The 17,311-nt window shown below is 55.4% G+C and carries 14 protein-coding genes; 6 read left to right on the top strand and 8 right to left on the bottom strand.

Features of this window, described 5'->3' with window-relative positions; all coding sequences use genetic code 11:
• Positions 1 to 78: 78 nt before the first annotated feature.
• Positions 79 to 1,023, bottom strand: a complete 945-nt coding sequence (gene ydgH / locus AC4OVS_RS12405; RefSeq protein ID WP_022647937.1) for a DUF1471 family protein YdgH — start codon at positions 1,021 to 1,023, stop codon at positions 79 to 81.
• A 535-nt stretch (positions 1,024 to 1,558) separates the two neighbouring features.
• Here ydgH and pntA point away from each other — a divergent pair.
• The 3 genes from pntA to AC4OVS_RS12390 all read left to right on the top strand — a co-directional run bounded on the left by pntA (position 1,559) and on the right by AC4OVS_RS12390 (position 5,707).
• Positions 1,559 to 3,088 carry a Re/Si-specific NAD(P)(+) transhydrogenase subunit alpha gene (gene pntA / locus AC4OVS_RS12400; RefSeq protein WP_017384575.1) on the top strand — a complete coding sequence of 510 codons (1,530 nt, stop codon included), beginning with the start codon at positions 1,559 to 1,561 and terminating at the stop codon, positions 3,086 to 3,088.
• A 10-nt stretch (positions 3,089 to 3,098) separates the two neighbouring features.
• Positions 3,099 to 4,487 (top strand): Re/Si-specific NAD(P)(+) transhydrogenase subunit beta, encoded by a 1,389-nt coding sequence (gene pntB / locus AC4OVS_RS12395; RefSeq protein WP_491922461.1) that lies wholly within the window; start codon positions 3,099 to 3,101, stop codon positions 4,485 to 4,487.
• A 107-nt stretch (positions 4,488 to 4,594) separates the two neighbouring features.
• Positions 4,595 to 5,707 carry a mechanosensitive ion channel family protein gene (locus tag AC4OVS_RS12390; RefSeq protein ID WP_022647940.1) on the top strand — a complete coding sequence of 371 codons (1,113 nt, stop codon included), beginning with the start codon at positions 4,595 to 4,597 and terminating at the stop codon, positions 5,705 to 5,707.
• Positions 5,708 to 5,745: 38 nt separating this feature from the next.
• Here AC4OVS_RS12390 and uspE read toward each other — a convergent pair whose 3' ends face one another.
• The 6 genes from uspE to AC4OVS_RS12360 all read right to left on the bottom strand — a co-directional run bounded on the left by uspE (position 5,746) and on the right by AC4OVS_RS12360 (position 12,618).
• Positions 5,746 to 6,696: a universal stress protein UspE gene (gene uspE / locus AC4OVS_RS12385; RefSeq protein ID WP_003857535.1), complete on the bottom strand. Its 951-nt coding sequence runs from the start codon at positions 6,694 to 6,696 to the stop codon at positions 5,746 to 5,748.
• Positions 6,697 to 6,833: 137 nt separating this feature from the next.
• Positions 6,834 to 7,586 (bottom strand): fumarate/nitrate reduction transcriptional regulator Fnr, encoded by a 753-nt coding sequence (gene fnr, locus AC4OVS_RS12380; RefSeq protein WP_000611906.1) that lies wholly within the window; start codon positions 7,584 to 7,586, stop codon positions 6,834 to 6,836.
• Between the two features lie 183 nt (positions 7,587 to 7,769).
• Positions 7,770 to 8,285, bottom strand: a complete 516-nt coding sequence (gene ogt, locus AC4OVS_RS12375; protein ID WP_479437936.1) for a methylated-DNA--[protein]-cysteine S-methyltransferase — start codon at positions 8,283 to 8,285, stop codon at positions 7,770 to 7,772.
• 9 nt (positions 8,286 to 8,294) lie between these two features.
• The gene (gene abgT / locus AC4OVS_RS12370; RefSeq protein WP_022647942.1) at positions 8,295 to 9,821 is read right to left on the bottom strand and encodes a p-aminobenzoyl-glutamate transporter; all 1,527 of its coding nucleotides are present in this window, start codon (positions 9,819 to 9,821) and stop codon (positions 8,295 to 8,297) included.
• Between the two features lie 41 nt (positions 9,822 to 9,862).
• Positions 9,863 to 11,308, bottom strand: coding sequence for a M20 family metallopeptidase (locus AC4OVS_RS12365; RefSeq protein WP_491922460.1), 1,446 nt, complete (start codon positions 11,306 to 11,308; stop codon positions 9,863 to 9,865).
• Positions 11,308 to 12,618 carry a M20 family metallo-hydrolase gene (locus tag AC4OVS_RS12360; RefSeq protein WP_491922459.1) on the bottom strand — a complete coding sequence of 437 codons (1,311 nt, stop codon included), beginning with the start codon at positions 12,616 to 12,618 and terminating at the stop codon, positions 11,308 to 11,310. Before AC4OVS_RS12360 ends, AC4OVS_RS12365 begins: the two co-directional genes overlap by 1 nt.
• 175 nt (positions 12,619 to 12,793) lie before the next feature.
• On the opposite strand from AC4OVS_RS12360, the gene AC4OVS_RS12355 reads away from it, so the two are divergent.
• Both AC4OVS_RS12355 and smrA read left to right on the top strand, forming a co-directional pair.
• Positions 12,794 to 13,705 carry a LysR family transcriptional regulator gene (locus AC4OVS_RS12355; protein ID WP_046620072.1) on the top strand — a complete coding sequence of 304 codons (912 nt, stop codon included), beginning with the start codon at positions 12,794 to 12,796 and terminating at the stop codon, positions 13,703 to 13,705.
• A gap of 350 nt (positions 13,706 to 14,055) precedes the next feature.
• Positions 14,056 to 14,619, top strand: a complete 564-nt coding sequence (smrA, locus tag AC4OVS_RS12350; RefSeq protein ID WP_023299979.1) for a DNA endonuclease SmrA — start codon at positions 14,056 to 14,058, stop codon at positions 14,617 to 14,619.
• Positions 14,620 to 14,628: 9 nt separating this feature from the next.
• Here smrA and tcp read toward each other — a convergent pair whose 3' ends face one another.
• Positions 14,629 to 16,287, bottom strand: a complete 1,659-nt coding sequence (gene tcp, locus AC4OVS_RS12345; protein WP_491922458.1) for a methyl-accepting chemotaxis citrate transducer — start codon at positions 16,285 to 16,287, stop codon at positions 14,629 to 14,631.
• Between the two features lie 144 nt (positions 16,288 to 16,431).
• Between tcp and AC4OVS_RS12340 the strand changes: the two genes are divergently transcribed.
• Complete coding sequence (locus tag AC4OVS_RS12340; protein ID WP_063148145.1) at positions 16,432 to 17,298, top strand: aldo/keto reductase family oxidoreductase; 867 nt, start codon at positions 16,432 to 16,434, stop codon at positions 17,296 to 17,298.
• Positions 17,299 to 17,311 lie beyond the last annotated feature (13 nt).

Raw genomic sequence — 17,311 nt, 5'->3', positions numbered from 1 at the left:
ATGCAATGACATGGGGCAGAAATCAGAAAAAAAGTAACAAAAAAGGCGGCACTGCGCCGCCTTTATGAAACCGTTTTGTTACTTGTACAGATCGGCACTGATGGTCAGGTTGTTGCCACGTTCCTGCCACTGGCGGGTGATGTGGTAATACTTCGCGCCTTTCTTCGCAGCACGCTTCGCCACCTGATAGGAGATTTCTGTCATGTTGCCATAGTTGCCCGTAAACTTGATGCTGTCGAACGGCACCATCTGCGCGGCAGTGGCTTTGTTCAGCTCTTCAATTTTCGTGCCGTCTGGTAACGTAACGGTATAACGACCGCCTTTGGTGGATTGGGTTTCAAAGAAACGACCCACTTCAGCGCTTGGTGCCGCAGACGTTGCTACGCCCGGAATTTCAACTTTCTTCGCTTCTTCACCGCCTTTTGCTAACGCAGCACGACCGGCTTCTGAATCCGCTGGAATCGCATCCGGGCTTTGCACTACGCGTTTTTTCGCATCTTGCTTATAGATGAAGGCGGTAATGCGCTGGTTTCCGCCCTGGTTGGCATCAACCTGACGCACGATATAAAACGCGTAAGCGCCTTTTTCTCTCGCGGCTTTGGTGATGGCATCGTTAACTTCAGGCTGGCTGCGGTAGAAGCCCTGAACGGTCACGGTGTCATACGGTTCCAGCTGAACAGCCTGATCTTTCGGCAGTTCAACAATGCCGTTAATCACGCGGTTTTTCTGTTCATCTGCCTTTGGGGCATTCTCTTTGTACAGCGCAACAGTCACGCGCTGGTTACCGCTGTTGCCCTGATCGGACTGGTCAACAACGTAAAACGAGGCAGCGCCGTTTTTATCGGCGGCTTTTGATGCGGCGGCGACGGCATCGCCAATGGAATTATACCGACCCACAATGACCGTATGGTCAAAAGGTTTTAACGCTGCCGCTTGCTCCGGCGTCAACTCTGTCGCAGCATTCGCTGACAGGGCGGTCGCGGAAAGAAGTGCGGACGCCAGGAGTGTGTTCTTAAGCTTCATAAAAATAATCCTTCGCCTTGCGCAAACCATGTACTGGTGTTGTTGTTAATTTGAGACGGTCCCGATTATGGCATTTAACACCCGTCGCTGTCTGCGGCATTTTTCACAGCCTGTGCTCAGCAAAGGACCTGATTCGATAACATTTTGTGATATGTGGAAAAAACAGGCGTTTCACAAGAAAAACTAATTAAGCATATGACTTTTACAAGTTAATTTAATGTTAATGAGTTGTTCTTTTATGGCGCTATATCATGTTTTTACCGCTTCGCTTGCGCGATTTATCGGTCCTGAAGGCGAATTTAAGGTAAATATCTCTGTCAGTGACCCCGATCGCTTATTTTTCACAGATAAAATAAGAAATAGTGTTTTCTGGCGGTAGATCACGGGCGCTATTTTCAGTAGGTTATAGAAAGTTTGTTACTGTTTTATTTTCCGGGGTTAATCATTCTCCGTCGTTATCGCGATGGTTAAAATTGATACGAACCGCGGGCAATTATCGACAAACCATCATCACAAACCGATGGAAGGGAAAACTATGCGTATTGGGGTACCAAAAGAACGGTTAGCCAATGAAACCCGCGTAGCGGCAACACCAAAAACGGTGGAGCAACTGCTTAAACTGGGTTTTACCGTCGCGATTGAAAGCGGCGCGGGCAAACTGGCGAGTTTCGATGACGAGGCCTTTACTCAGGCTGGCGCGGACGTAGTGGACGGTGCTGAGGTCTGGCAATCACCCATTATTCTGAAGGTAAACGCACCGGAAGAGAGTGAAATTGAACTGCTGAACGCGGGCACGACGCTTGTGAGCTTTGTCTGGCCAGCCCAAAACCCGGAGCTGATGGAGAAGCTGGCGGCACGCGGTGTCACCGTGATGGCGATGGATTCCGTGCCGCGTATTTCGCGCGCGCAGTCTCTGGATGCGCTGAGTTCTATGGCAAACATTGCCGGCTATCGCGCCATTGTCGAAGCTGCTCATGAGTTTGGTCGCTTCTTTACCGGTCAAATTACGGCCGCAGGCAAAGTACCACCCGCGAAGGTGATGGTAATTGGTGCCGGTGTGGCAGGTCTTGCTGCTATTGGGGCCGCAAACAGCCTGGGCGCTATTGTTCGTGCGTTTGATACTCGGCCGGAAGTGAAGGAGCAGGTGCAGAGTATGGGCGCCGAATTCCTTGAGCTGGACTTCAAGGAAGAAGCGGGCAGCGGTGATGGTTACGCGAAGGTCATGTCTGAAGCCTTTATTAAGGCGGAAATGGCGCTCTTTGCGGCGCAGGCAAAAGAGGTGGACATCATTGTCACCACCGCGCTTATTCCGGGTAAACCGGCACCGAAGCTGATCACCCGTGAGATGGTGGATTCCATGCAGCCGGGCAGCGTGATTGTCGATCTGGCGGCGCAAAACGGCGGTAACTGTGAGTATACCGTGCCAAATCAGGTCACGACGACCGCGAACGGCGTGAAGGTGATCGGTTATACCGACCTGCCAGGACGTCTGCCAACCCAGTCCTCTCAGCTGTACGGCACGAACCTCGTTAATCTGCTGAAGCTGCTCTGCAAAGAGAAAGACGGCAACATCACCGTTGATTTTGATGATGTGGTGGTGCGCGGCGTGACCGTGGTGCGTGAAGGGGAAATTACCTGGCCTGCACCGCCGATACAGGTTTCCGCTCAGCCTCAGGCTGCGCCGAAAGCGGCGCCTGAGCCTGCAGAACCAGCGAAACCTGCGTCGCCGTGGCGCAAATACGCCATCATGGCGCTGGTCATTATCCTGTTTGGCTGGCTGGCGGACGTCGCGCCAAAAGAGTTCCTTGGCCACTTCACCGTCTTCGCGCTCTCCTGCGTGGTGGGTTACTACGTCGTGTGGAACGTTTCCCATGCGCTGCATACCCCGCTGATGTCGGTTACCAATGCCATCTCCGGGATTATCGTGGTTGGGGCATTGCTGCAAATTGGTCATGGCGGCTGGATCAGCTTCCTGAGCTTCATTGCAGTGCTGATCGCCAGTATCAATATTTTCGGTGGTTTCACCGTGACTCAGCGCATGCTGAAAATGTTTCGTAAAGGCTAAGGGGTAGCATATGTCTGGAGGATTAGTTACAGCCGCATACATTGTTGCTGCAATCCTGTTTATTTTCAGTCTGGCGGGGCTTTCCAAACACGAAACGTCTCAGCAGGGAAATAACTTTGGTATCGCCGGGATGGCGATTGCGCTGATTGCCACCATCTTTGGGCCGGACACTGGCAACGTGGCGTGGATCCTGGTGGCGATGATCATCGGTGGTGCGATTGGTATTCGTCTGGCGAAACGCGTTGAAATGACCGAGATGCCGGAGCTGGTTGCTATTCTGCACAGCTTCGTGGGTCTGGCCGCGGTGCTGGTGGGCTTCAACAGCTATCTGTACCACGAACCGGGTCTGGAACCGATTCTGGTGAACATCCACCTGACCGAAGTGTTCCTCGGCATCTTCATTGGTGCGGTGACCTTCACTGGCTCAATTGTGGCGTTCGGCAAACTGCGCGGGAAGATCTCTTCCAAACCGCTGATGCTGCCTAACCGCCACAAGCTGAATCTGGCGGCGCTGGTCGTTTCCTTTGTGCTGCTGGTGGTCTTCGTGCGTACCGAAAGCGTAGGCTTGCAGGTGCTGGCGTTACTGGTGATGACCATCATCGCGCTAGCCTTCGGCTGGCATCTGGTGGCGTCTATCGGCGGGGCAGATATGCCGGTAGTCGTCTCCATGCTGAACTCCTACTCCGGTTGGGCAGCGGCAGCAGCAGGCTTTATGCTGAGCAACGACCTGCTGATTGTCACCGGTGCGCTGGTCGGTTCTTCCGGTGCGATCCTGTCTTACATCATGTGTAAGGCGATGAACCGCTCGTTTATCAGCGTCATCGCGGGTGGCTTCGGTTCTGACGGTTCATCAACCGGTTCTGATGAGGAAGTGGGTGAACACCGTGAAATCAGTGCGGAAGACACCGCAGAGATGCTGAAAAACTCGCATTCCGTTATCATCACCCCGGGCTATGGCATGGCGGTGGCGCAGGCGCAGTATCCGGTGGCGGAAATCACCGAGAAACTGCGCGCGCGCGGTATCAAGGTTCGCTTTGGTATTCACCCGGTGGCGGGGCGTCTGCCAGGCCACATGAACGTGCTGCTGGCGGAAGCGAAGGTGCCTTACGACATCGTGCTGGAAATGGACGAGATCAACGATGATTTCGCCGACACCGACACCGTGCTGGTGATTGGCGCCAACGACACCGTTAACCCGGCGGCGCAGGACGATCCGCGCAGCCCGATTGCGGGTATGCCTGTTCTCGAAGTGTGGAAGGCGCAGAACGTCATTGTCTTCAAACGCTCTATGAACACCGGCTATGCTGGCGTGCAGAACCCGCAGTTCTTTAAAGATAACACCCACATGCTGTTTGGCGACGCCAAGGCCAGCGTGGATGCGATTCTGAAATCTCTTTAATTCCGCTTCATCCTGTCAAACCGCCCCTGGGGGCGGTTTTCTTATTTCTGCGGTCAGCCATTCTCCTCTGTCTATACTTTACCCTTTGTGTAATACGAGGAGGTGTAATGCAATTTCTGTCCCGCTTTGACATCATCGCGCTGATGATGACGCCATCATTCTGGATTGGCGTCGCCACGGTAGTCTTTGTAACTTTGCTGGTGTACTGGCTGCTGACGCGCCTGATCGCCTTTGTTAAGAAGGGGATCACCACCTGGGGCGACAAGCATCCCACCACCAACCGGATGCGTTTTATCCTGACGGATATGCTTAACCGCACCAGCCGCTTCCTGCTTTTTGTCGTGGCGCTGCTGTTCAGCCTGCGTTTCGTCGACTTACCGGATCATCTCTTTGGTACCGTGAGCCACGCCTGGTTCCTGGTCTTCGCTATCCAGGTGGCGCTGTGGATGGATCAGGGGGTGGTGTCGTGGCTTCGTCACGTCATGCTGGCGCCGGGAAGCCATAAAAACCCGGTGACGCTGGTGATCACGGGGCTTATCCTCCGTGCCATTGTCTGGTCAGTGATGCTGCTGTCTATCCTTGCTAACGCGGGCGTCAACATCACTGCTCTGGTTGCCAGCCTTGGGGTAGGGGGTATTGCTATCGCCCTCGCGGTGCAAACGATCCTGAGCGACGTGTTTGCATCGCTCTCCATCGGTTTTGATAAGCCGTTCGAAATCGGCGATTTTGTGGTGTTTAACGATGTCGCCGGGACGGTAGAGCACATCGGCCTGAAAACCACTCGTATCCGTAGCCTGAGCGGGGAGCAGATTGTCTGCGGGAACGCCATCCTGCTGCAACAGACGCTGCATAACTACAAGCGGATGCAAACGCGCCGGATCGTCTTTACCTTCGGGGTCGCCAGCGACACGGCGCCGGAAAAACTGCGTTCAGTGGGTGATATGGTCAAACAGATCATTACCGACGTCGGGGAAACGAAGTTTGACCGCGCCCATTTCCTGGGCTTCGATCGCGATCGCCTGACCTTCGAGGTGGTCCATATCGTTAATACGGCGGATTACAACAAGTACATGGATATTCAGCAGGAGATCAATATTCGTATTCTGGAGGGGCTGAACCAGCAGGAGATCAAGCTGGCGCTGCCGAGCATGGTTCTGCACGCGCCCTGGATGAATGCTGGCGACGAGGCACCGGCGCAACGGTTGAGCGAAGCGCAATAAAAAAAGCCCGCCGTTACCGGCGGGCTTTCATTTTGGGGTCAATCGTCTTCCTCATCGTCCAGTTCAACCGGCGTCTGATACTGATCCGGCTTGATAACCAGAAGGTCGCAGCGAAGATGGTCGATCACCTGCTCGGCGGTATTACCCAGGAACGCGGCAGAAATACCGGTCCGGCCAATGGTGCCCAGCACCACAATCCCGGCCTGCAAATGCTCCGCCAGATCCGGAATAACCTCTTCCGGTAACCCTTTTTCTACGTGGGTCATGTTCTCATCGATACTGAATTTCTGGCGCAGCGCTTTCATGGCTAGCAGATGCTGACCGCGAATCGCATCGTTATACACGCTCGGGTCAAATTCAGGCAGCTCGATGGCGATATTGATTGGCGTAACCGGATAGGCTCCCACCAGATGGACTTCGGTATGGTTAACCTGGTCGGCAAGCTGAAGGGTCTCCTTCACCAGCTTCTCGTTCAGCGAATTGTGATAATCCTCTTCGCTGGCCAGATTGACCGCCACGACGGCTTTCCCGCCCTCAGGCCACGGCTGATCTTTCACCATCCATACCGGACAAGGGCATTTGCGCAGCAGGTGCCAGTCGGTCGGGGTGAAAATCACGGATTCCAGTTTGTCATGCTGGTGCGCCATTTTCAGCAGCAGGTCATGCCCACCGGCCACCACTTCCTGAATAATGGCTTCGAAAGGACGGTTGTGCCAGACCACCTTGATATCGATAGGTACGCCCGCTTCCAGATAATACTTCGCCTGCTCGCGGATCCACGCGGTACGCTGGCTGATCACTCCCTGACGCATAGCGGTGCGCTCGTCAGGCGACAGAAGGGTGGTCATCTCGTATGAGAAGTCATAAATCGGCAAAAAGGCTTTAATTTTGCCACCAATCCGTTGATGCAAATACACAGCACGTCGTAATGCTGGCTGATCGTCCTGATTCGGATCGATAGCCACCAGCATATTTTGATACTTTGCCATACAGGTCTCCTTACTACTGTCACCACAGTCTGTAAGTAAAAGAGTAACCTATATATCTTGAATGAAACAGGGGGGAAGTTTTTGCCAGATCAATAATCATGAAAATTTATCGACCTGGCATAAGATATCCGGGAGAGTTATGCCACGTTACGTGAGTGTCCCGCCAGAATGGCCAGCGCTTCACCGTTTTCAATGGTGATGTACTTACCTTTAACCGCCAGCATTCCGCTCTTCTGGAAACGACCCAGCAGACGGCTGATGGTTTCCACGGTCAGGCCCAGATAGTTACCAATATCGCCACGCGTCATGGTCAGACGGAATTCGCGTGGGGAGAAGCCACGTTCCGCGAAACGGCGGGAGAGGTTATAGATAAAGGCGGCCAGACGCTCTTCGGCATTCTTTTTGGAAAGCAGCAGGATCATATCCTGATCGCCTTTGATCTCACCGCTCATCAGACGCATCATCTGCTGACGCAGGTTCGGCATCTTACCGGACAGATCGTCCAGCGTTTCAAACGGGATTTCACAAACCATAGAGGTTTCCAGCGCCTGAGCAAAGCTCGGGTGATGGCCACTGCCGATAGCGTCAAAGCCGACTAAATCGCCCGCCAGATGGAAGCCAGTGATCTGCTCGTCGCCCTGTTCGGTAATGGTGTAGCTTTTGATGGTGCCAGAACGGATAGCATAGAGCGATTTCAGTTCGTCTCCCGCTTTAAACAGCGTCTGCCCTTTCTGAATAGGCTTTTTGCGCTCGATGATATTGTCAAGCTGATCGAGTTCATGCTCATTCAGAGTAAACGGGATACAGAGCTGGCTGATGCTGCAATCCTGGCAATGGATAGCACAACCGCCAGACTGAATGCGTCGTATAATTCGCTTTTCCGGGATCATAGGTTTGCTCAAGCCTTAATTGATATTGGTCAATTTTAACATCTTTTTGGTAAGGACGTAAGTCTGGCAAACCCCCAATAAAGGCAAGAGACGGCAACGAGTTGCCATCTCCTTGAAATTCCACAGAATGATTAAGGATTATTAGCCTAACAGGAAGAAAATTAAGCACAAAAAGCCTGGGAATTACAGCAGAAAATACCCTTCGTGACGCAGCAGCCACTCTTTACGCTGTACGCCCCCGGCATAGCCCGTGAGGGTGCCGTTGCGCCCGATCACGCGATGGCAAGGCACCACAATGCTGACGGGATTTGAGCCATTCGCCGCACCGACCGCGCGCGCCGCGCCGGTACGGCCAAGTTGCTCTGCCAGCTGACCGTAGTGCATCACCTGCCCGCAGGGAATGTTACGTAGCGCCTGCCACACCTCGCGCTGAAAAGGGGTACCCGCCGTGGCGGTTGGCAGGGTATTAATAATGCTGAGATCGCCCTCGAAGTAGGCCGCCAGTTTATCGCTCAGCCCGCCAGGATTACGGGCTGTAATACGCTCGTAACCCTCGGCGCGATAATGAATGTTGAGCAGCTCAACCATCCGGTCGCTGTGCTCTTCCCACTCAACAGCGCGAAGATTGAACGCTTCATCCGCGATAATCCACAGCGGCCCCAGCGGTGTCGCAATCTTGTCTTCGAGTAATCTCAGCATCAGTATTCCTTAGTTCAGCCTCGGGTAAATACCCGGTCCAATCGGCAGGCCGACAAGATACCACGCCACCAGCATCACCAGCCATACCCCTAAGAAGATAAGCGGATAGGGCAAGACCAGCGAATAGTAGGTACCCAGCTTAGCCTCCGGTCTGTAGCGTTGCAGGAAGCCTAAAAACAGCGGAACGAAGGGTGACACGGGCGCCAGCGGGATCACCGAAGAATCGGCGACACGGAACAGGATCTGGGCGAACGCCGGATGAAAGCCGAGCATCATAAACATGGGGACAAAGATGGGGGCTAGAATCGACCAGATGGCCGACCCGCTGGCAATAAACATGCACAGCAGGGACGACAGCAGCGCCAGGCCGACAAAGGCCGGAACCCCGCTCAACCCCGCCGCCTCCAGCGCGTCCGTCAGGCTCACGGCCATAAACTTGCCCATGTTGCTCCAGTTAAACATGGCCACAAACTGCGCCAGCGGGAACACCATCACGATAAAACCCGCCATCTCCTTCATCGGCTCGATCATCAGGTGCGGCAGATCTCCCTGACGGCGGATTTTACCGGTAGCGATGCCGTAGGCGAGCGAAACGACGAAGAAGAAGAGAATTATCAGCGGCACAATACCCTGAATAAACGGCGAGGGAAGTACGGTGTGTTTGATCGGATCGCGCAACACGCCATTCTCCGGCACCACCATCAGCGCCACAGCCGCAATGAACGCCAGCGAGACGATCCCGGCGACGCGCAGGCCGAACTGCTGCTCTTTGCTCAGCGTCTCCAGCTTTTCATCGCTCCGGCCTTCCCATTTACCCAGGCGCGGCTCAACGATCTTATCGGTAATCAACCCCCCGACAATCGTCAGGACAATCACCGAACTGGCCATAAAGTACCAGTTGTCGATCACGCTGACGTGCATGGCCGCATCGATGGTGCTGGCTGCCTCCGTGCTGATGCCGGAGAGCAGCACATCGGTGGTCACGATAAGCAGGTTAGCGGTAAACCCACAGCCGACGCCCGCGATCGCCGACAGCAGGCCCGCAACAGGATGACGGCCAACGGCGAGGAAAATCAGCGCCCCCATCGGCGGCATGATCACCAGCGCCGCGTCGGACGAGATATGGCTGAAGAAGGCAATAAACAGCACCATATAGCTGGCATAACGCGCGCTGACGTGCGAGGCCATTTTCACCATCAGCGCGGGCAGCAGACCCACGCGTTCGGCCAGACCCGCGCCTAACACCAGCGCCAGGATGGCGCCCAGCGGCGCAAAACCGCTGAAGTTTTTAATCACGTTCGGCAAAAACCAGTGCAACCCCTCCACGCTGAGCAGATTTTTTACGGCCACCATGCTGCCGTCGGCCGGGCTGCGCACGCTCACATCAAAGGCGGACAGCACGGCTGTCGCGACCATCAGGATGACAATTAAATAGATAAAAAGCAGGAAAGGGTGCGGCACTTTATTGCCGATCCTTTCAACCCAGCCATAGAGCTTACCGGATGGGGAATGCGAAGGTATGGATGACATACTCATGGGCGTTCCTCGGGACTGTTGTTGTGTTGTGTTGTGTTTTTTTATTTTAAAGGTGACGGTGTCACGTCCTGTGGGATCGGACACTCGTACGGTTTTTGTGTTATGTGTTGTTCAAATTCTTTCCGACATTTTCGCAGCAGGTCGGCATCCTGAAGCAGATGCAGCGCGGTCGCGCCCATCACTTTTCCGGCCAGCAGCATGCCTTTATGGGCAATAGAGGTACGTCCCTGCGCCACCAATTGCCAGGTATGCAGCGGGGTGCCGACGGTAAAACAGGGGCTAAAGCACTGTGCGACAGGCATCTTCCAGCTGACATCCCCCACGTCGGTGGAGCCAGCCAGCACGTTATCGGTGATGGCGTAAGGGGCAACTTCATCCACCAGTAGCGTTTCGTGATGGCGTCGGGCAAAGGCTTTTCCCTCTTCGGCTCCCGTTGCGGCAATGTTTTTCAGGCTGTTTTGCAGGTCGTTTGCCGTGAGCGTGGCGCGGATTTCACGGGCAAATTCGCGTTCTTCTTCCGTCCAGTCCGGCGTGCCGTAATGCTGCAATGCGCGGTACATGGCCGCTTCGAGCGTACGGTTCGGCAGATAGCTGGAGCAGGCTTTATCAAAGCGACACTCGACAGTGGTTTCGGTCATCATCGCCGCGCCCTTGGCGATTTTCTCGATGCGCGCGTAGATCTGCTGCGCATCGGCCATCTCCGGAGCGCGGATCAGGTACAGCACTTCTGCCTGGGCCTGCACCACGTTAGGCGAAATTCCGCCGGTATCGGTGATGGCGTAATGAACGCGCGCTTTTTCAATGATGTGTTCGTTGAGGAAGTTTGTGCCGGTGGTCATCAACGTCACGGCATCTAGCGCGCTACGTCCCAGATGTGGGGAGTTTGCGGCGTGGGCGGCGATCCCCTTAAACCGCCAGGCGGCCTGAATATTGGCCAGCGTGCTGACGTTAAACATCCCGGCAAAGGCTTCCGGATGCCAGGTCACGGCAGCGTCCACATCGTCAAATAATCCTTCACGCACCATAAAGGTTTTACCAGAGCCGCCTTCCTCGCCGGGGCAGCCGTAAAATCGTACCGTTCCGCTGCCGCCGTGCTGTTCCAGCCAGCTTTTCACCGCCACCGCACCGGCAAAGGCAGCAGTACCCAACAGGTTATGCCCGCAGCCATGGCCGTTAGCCCCCGGGGTGGCGGATTGCGCCGTCGCGCAGTGCGCCTGCTGGCTCAACCCGGCCAGGGCGTCGTATTCGCCCAGAAGGGCGATAACGGGCTTGCCGCTGCCGTAGCTGGCAATAAAGGCGTTGGGAATGCCTCCGGCTTCCCGCATCAGGGTAAAGCCCTCGGCTTCCAGCGCGCTGGCAAGCCGTTCGGCGGACCAGAACTCTTCAAAGCGCGTTTCGGGATGATCCCAGATGTCGTCGGCAATATCGGTAAACGTCTGACATCGCGTGTCGATGGCATCAGCGATAAAAGCGTAGTTCTCCTGCATTACACACCTCGCGTCCACGGGAAATTAAGCGCAGTTCGCGCCAGTGTTTCGATGGCAACGTTCATCACCTGCTCATCAAAATCGAATTTTTCGTTGTGATGTCCGGCGCTCAGTTCGGTGCCGAAGACCATATACGAGGCCATGCCGCCGTTCTGCTGCACGCGGGCCATCATTAGCGTGGCATCTTCGGAGCCCGCAGGGGCTTTGACCTTATTAATGGCATGAGTCACGCCGGGCACCTGGCTTGCCTGTTCGCGCAGATAATCGACCCAGGCCGGGGAGGGGGCACTGGAGGTCGCCGCCCCCATCAGGTTTATCCCGGCTGTTACGCCGTAGAGCGCCGCCGCGCCGGTAATCACCGCCTGCGCGCGCTCAAAGACATACTGATTAATCGCCTCGCTTTCGCCGCGGGTTTCAACCTTAAGCAACGCATCAGCCGGAACCACGTTGCGTCCGCTGCCCGCCTGCATGACTCCGACGTTAACCCGGGACGCGCCTTCGCTGTGTGGCGCGATGCCATGCAGCGCGATAGCGGCCTGGGCCGCCGCGAGCAGGGCGTTACGGCCGTCTTCCGGTTTACCGCCAGCGTGTGCGGCAACGCCGGTAAAGCGCACGTCAAATTTGGTGGTCGCCATGAAGTTATCGCTGCCGCAGATCACCGTCCCTTCCGGAACGCCGGTTCCAATATGAATGGCGGTAAAGTAGTCCACGTCGTCCAGCGCCCCTGCAGCGACCATAGCGCGGGCGCCGCGCGTACCCTCTTCGGCAGGCTGGAAGATCAGTTTGATGGTGCCGTTGAGCTGGGCTTCATGCTGCTTAAGCACCTGCGCCAGCCCCAGACCAATGGTGGTGTGGCCGTCGTGCGCGCAGGCGTGCATCATGCCCGGGTTGCAGGAGGCAAAACCGTCGCGGTACGGCCGGTGGCTGTCGTCATGCGCTTCGCTCAGATCAAGCGCATCCATGTCCACGCGAAAGGCCTGGGTCGGGCCGGGGCGACCGGTATTCAGGGTCGCGACAATGCCGGTGAACCCGCCTTCGAACGGCGCGAGCCATTTTTCCGGTGCGCCTTGCGCGCGGGCGCGGGCAAATTCCCGCGCCAGGGTTGCGTCATCGGGCAACCCCATCCGGCTTTCGGCATCCACGACATCGCGACCCATCGCCAGCTCGTAACCCAGCGAGTCCAGGATCTCCGAGACTTTCGCGGCTGTGCGAAACTCCACCCAGCCGGATTCCGCGAAATGGTGAAAATCGCGACGCCATGCGCTCAGTTGGGGGGCTAATGTATGGATGTACTGCGCCAGTGCGTTCATATCTTTTCCTGTCATCATTAAAATATGTGAACTGCTTCACGCTGTGATAGTTTTTACTTATCACTAAGCGATTTTTCACAGTTTTAACCGTTCAGGAATTACCCTCGCACATCCAAATCCATTAAAGTAGATGACAGTTTCTTTACTCTGATAAACAACGGTTATCGGTCGGGCTATGTCATTTCAGATTAAATTTCATCAAATTCGGGCTTTTGTTGAAGTGGCGCGTCAGGGCAGTATTCGCGGAGCCAGCCGGGTGCTGAATCTTTCGCAGCCCGCGCTGACTAAATCCATTAAAGAGCTGGAAGAGGGCATGGCGGCACAGCTGTTTGTGCGCCGGAGTAAAGGTGTCGCCCTGACCGAGTGCGGGGAAGGGTTTTATCACCGCGCTAATTTGATTCTGGAAGAGCTTCGCGCAGCGCAGGATGATATCCGTCAGCGTCAGGGGGAGCTGACCGGGCAGATCAATATTGGGATGGGTGCCAGCGTGGCGCGCAGCCTGATGCCCGCCGTTATCTCTCGTTTTCATGCGCAGCATCCTCAGATCAAGGTGCGGATTATGGAAGGTCAGCTGGTATCAATGATCAATGAATTACGCCAGGGTGAGCTGGACTTTACCATCAATACCTATTATCAGGGGCCTTACGATCACGAATTTACGTTTGAAAAACTCTTTGAGAAACCTTTTGCGGTATTTTGTCGGGAAGGACATCCGGCGTTGGGGGCTACCTCTATTAATGAACTTCTTCATTATAACTGGACAATGCCAACGCCGCGGGGAAGTTATTATAAGCAGCTTGAGGATATATTTCATCATCGCTCGCAGATACCGCGTATTGGCGTCGTTTGCGAAACCTTTTCGTCCTGTATTAGCCTTGTCGCACAAAGTGACTTCCTGAGCGTGCTGCCGCAGGAGCTGGGCTGCGACCCGCTGCTGGCGCACCGGCTGGTCATGCTGCCGGTTGTGGAAACACTTCCCAGAGCGGCCTATTATTTAATTCAGCGCCGTGATGCACGCCAGACGCCCCTGGCTGAATCATTAATTACACAATTCAGAAGGGAAGCGAGAAAAATAGTTTTATCGTGAAATTGCCAAAGAAAAAATAGAGCCTGTCCGACATCAGACAGACCCTACAGTACACACAGCAGTGCGTCCTTTCGCAAATCCTGGGTATTATATCCATGAGGCAGGTATATTTAGGTATAACATCTTTCCTGAAAAAAGAAAGGCGGCACGTCATTGGTTTTACAAAATTTCAACGCAAATCACTTATTTTAACTCTGCTGTAGTTTTAGTTAAGTAATATTTAAATAACTTTAATGGTAGCTATATATATTCATCAGATTAATATTTATCTTGCCCCTTGCGGTAAGGGTTATTGAGGCCCCTGCCCGGTGCAGGTATAGTACAAGCCCCGATGTGCCCGGAGGATTTCCATGAACCCTGACGACAAATCACTTTTTCTTGACGCCATGGAGGATGTCCAGCCCCTGAAACGCTGCACCGATATCCACTGGCAGCAAAGCCGTAATACCCGGGTTCGCCAGGAGATCGATACCGAGCAGCTCGACAACTTTCTCACACTGGGTTTCCTGGAACTCTTGCCGCTTGAAGAGCCGCTGATGTTCCAGCGCGAGGGCGTTCAGCAGGGCGTTATTGACAAGCTGCGCTCGGGTAAATACGCCCGACAGGCCAGCTTAAATCTGTTGCGTCAGCCCGCCGAACGCTGCCGCCAGATGCTGTACGCCTTCATTCGCCAGGCCAGCCGCGACGGTTTACGTAACCTGATTATCATTCACGGGAAGGGCCGCGAGCAGAATTCGCACCCGAACGTGGTGCGCAGTTATCTTGCCCGCTGGTTAACTGAGTTCGAGGACGTGCAGGCTTTCTGCGTGGCGCTGCCGCATCACGGCGGCAGCGGGGCATGTTATGTTTCACTCCGAAAATCCGATGAGGCGAAACAGGAGAACTGGGAACGTCACGCCAAGCGCAGCCGTTAACGGTAAGGCCTAGAACGTCTCCCAGTTTGTGTCACCTGAGGCACTGACCGTGGCGGGACGCAACAGTTGCGGTGCTTTTGTATTTTTTGGCCGCGGAGCGGTGTTTTCCTGCATGTTCAGCCGGAATGCCGCCACGGCCTGGCGCAGCTGTTCAGACTGATCTTCCAGCGCCGCCGCCGCCGTTGCCGACTCCTGTACCAGCGCGGCGTTTTGCTGCGTTACGCTGTCCATCTGCGAGACCGCCAGGCTGACCTGTTCAATACCGCGGCTTTGCTCGTCAGACGCCGACGAGATTTCAGCCATAATATCGGTTACGCGTGTCACGGCCGCGACGATCTCTTTCATGGTCGCACCCGCCTCGCTCACCTGTTCCGAGCCGGTATTCACCCGGCTGACGGAGTTTTCAATAAGCCCTTTGATCTCTTTTGCCGCCTGCGCGCTGCGGCTGGCCAGCGTCCGTACTTCGCCTGCCACCACCGCAAAGCCGCGGCCTTGTTCGCCGGCACGGGCGGCTTCAACCGCCGCGTTGAGCGCCAGAATGTTGGTCTGGAAGGCAATGCTATCGATAACGCCGGTGATATGCGCAATTTGCTGAGAACTGTCGGCAATGTCATTCATGGTACGCACTACATTATTCACCACCTGGCCGCCGCGTGCGGCGGTTTCAGACGCATTCTTTGCCAGCAGCGTCGCCTGACGAGCGTTATCCGAGTTCTGTTTCACCGTGGCCGTCAGCTCTTCCATGCTGGCGGCGGTCTCTTCCAGCGAGGCTGCCTGCTGCTCGGTTCGGGCGGAAAGGTCGTTACTCCCGGCGGCAATTTCTCCTGCGCCCGTGTAGATAGAATCTGTGCTGCCGCGCACGGCGCTGACGGTGCTGACCAGCGACTGTTGCATCTCATGCAGACCGGCGGCCAGCTGGCCCATTTCGTTGCGCCCGGTAATCGCGACGTTTTGCGTCAGATCGCCGCTCGCGATGGTGCGAATATGGTTCATGATGGCGTTGAGCGGTCTCAGGAGCAGGTGCTGTAAACCCTGCCAGATCACCACCAGCACGGCGATAACGGTCAGGAAGATCGCCGCCAGCGTCCACTGCATCTGGGTAAAGCTGTTCTGGTTCTCTTCGGCGGCGGCTTTCAGCAGGACGTTGTTTTCCGCGCGCCAGCGGGTATAGACCGCCTCCATCTCATCCTGCGCCTGCTGGGCGTCCAGGTCGCCATAGGCCTGATAGTCATCGGCGCGCAAGTACGCAATGGACAAGCGCATTACCTCGTGCATGTTCTTCCAGGCTTTCTGCATCTCTTCGGTGAGCGCGGCATTTTGCCCCTTCACCTGCGGAATCGCCTGCCAGTTTTTGTAATAGTCTTCTGCTTTGGCCAGCGAACCGTTCGCGGTGCCCAGCAGCGTATTGATTGCCGCGAGAGAGGCCGGGTCGCGCTGGTTTTTCAGGTAGCGGATCGCCACGCGGGTGACGGTAACGCGCGTTTTCACCAGGGTGTTCACACTGTCGCTCAGGCTCTCCTGCTGGGCATTGAGCAACCCGGAGTTCTGAAAGTTGTGACGATCGTTGTTAACGGCAGAGTAGAACAACCCTCCCGTGACAACTTGCAGCAGACAGAATATGGTGAGGGCAAAGATAATACCGGTAATCACGTGCAGATTTTTCAGCATGGCGGTCATCCGTAATAGAAGAGGCAGGGTTACATCAATACTATCGTCGTAGCGAATTTAAACTTTAATTTTACTATTGCTTAACTAATGGTTTCGTTGCGGAACCTGTTGTAAACCCGGATCATTTTAATGAGGAAGGTCAGCATGAGCAGCATAGATAAATGCGGAACATTCACGCTCGGAACGCGTACGGTTAAACGGTTTGGCTATGGCGCGATGCAGCTTGCCGGACCTGGCGTTTTTGGTCCGCCAAAAGACAAAAATGCGGCGCTGGCGGTGTTGCGTGAAGCGGTAGAGTCGGGGGTAAATCACATTGATACCAGCGATTTTTACGGCCCCCATGTGACCAACCAGCTTATCTGCGAGGCGCTTCATCCGTACCGGGATGACCTTACGATTGTGACCAAGATCGGAGCCCGACGCGGCGAGGACGCCTCCTGGCTGCCGGCGTTTTCCGCCCAGGAGCTGACGCAGGCGGTGCATGACAACCTGCGCAACCTGAAGCGAGATGTGCTGGACGTGGTTAACCTGCGGATCATGTTTAGCGCCCACGGACCAGCGGAAGGCTCGATTGCCGCGCCGCTAAGCACCCTCGCGGAGCTGCAACAACAGGGGCTGGTTCGCCATATTGGGCTGAGCAACGTCACTGCTTCGCAGGTGGCTGAAGCGCAGAAGACGGTTTCCGTGGTATGCGTACAGAACATGTACAACGTGGTGAATCGCGGTGACGATGCGCTGGTAGATTCGCTGGCGCAGCAGGGGATTGCCTGGGTGCCGTTCTTCCCACTGGGTGGTTTCACGCCACTGCAATCTTCCGGGCTACAGGCGGTGGCGGATTCACTGGATGCGACGCCTATGCAGGTGGCGCTGGCATGGCTGCTGCAACGCTCGCCAAATATCCTCTTGATCCCGGGTACTTCTTCGGTGGCGCATCTGCGTGAAAACCTGGCGGCAGCCGATCTGGTATTGCCGCCTGAGGCGCTGGAGACGTTAAATACGCTGGTGGAGTAATCCAGACAGCAGC

This window comes from Enterobacter sp. 4974935 (assembly GCF_058661735.1).
This window is presented reverse-complemented; position numbering and strand designations above follow the sequence as displayed.

Bases quoted from the DNA above. Each gene is read 5' to 3' on its own strand.
- abgT (WP_022647942.1), bottom strand. From the start codon at position 9,821: ATGAGTATGTCATCCATACCTTCGCATTCCCCATCCGGTAAGCTCTAT.
- AC4OVS_RS12355 (WP_046620072.1), top strand. From the start codon at position 12,794: ATGTCATTTCAGATTAAATTTCATCAAATTCGGGCTTTTGTTGAAGTG.
- fnr (WP_000611906.1), bottom strand. From the start codon at position 7,586: ATGATCCCGGAAAAGCGAATTATACGACGCATTCAGTCTGGCGGTTGT.
- AC4OVS_RS12390 (WP_022647940.1), top strand. From the start codon at position 4,595: ATGCAATTTCTGTCCCGCTTTGACATCATCGCGCTGATGATGACGCCA.
- pntA (WP_017384575.1), top strand. From the start codon at position 1,559: ATGCGTATTGGGGTACCAAAAGAACGGTTAGCCAATGAAACCCGCGTA.
- ogt (WP_479437936.1), bottom strand. From the start codon at position 8,285: ATGCTGAGATTACTCGAAGACAAGATTGCGACACCGCTGGGGCCGCTG.
- AC4OVS_RS12365 (WP_491922460.1), bottom strand. From the start codon at position 11,308: ATGCAGGAGAACTACGCTTTTATCGCTGATGCCATCGACACGCGATGT.
- AC4OVS_RS12340 (WP_063148145.1), top strand. From the start codon at position 16,432: ATGAGCAGCATAGATAAATGCGGAACATTCACGCTCGGAACGCGTACG.
- uspE (WP_003857535.1), bottom strand. From the start codon at position 6,696: ATGGCAAAGTATCAAAATATGCTGGTGGCTATCGATCCGAATCAGGAC.
- smrA (WP_023299979.1), top strand. From the start codon at position 14,056: ATGAACCCTGACGACAAATCACTTTTTCTTGACGCCATGGAGGATGTC.
- pntB (WP_491922461.1), top strand. From the start codon at position 3,099: ATGTCTGGAGGATTAGTTACAGCCGCATACATTGTTGCTGCAATCCTG.
- AC4OVS_RS12360 (WP_491922459.1), bottom strand. From the start codon at position 12,618: ATGAACGCACTGGCGCAGTACATCCATACATTAGCCCCCCAACTGAGC.
- tcp (WP_491922458.1), bottom strand. From the start codon at position 16,287: ATGCTGAAAAATCTGCACGTGATTACCGGTATTATCTTTGCCCTCACC.
- ydgH (WP_022647937.1), bottom strand. From the start codon at position 1,023: ATGAAGCTTAAGAACACACTCCTGGCGTCCGCACTTCTTTCCGCGACC.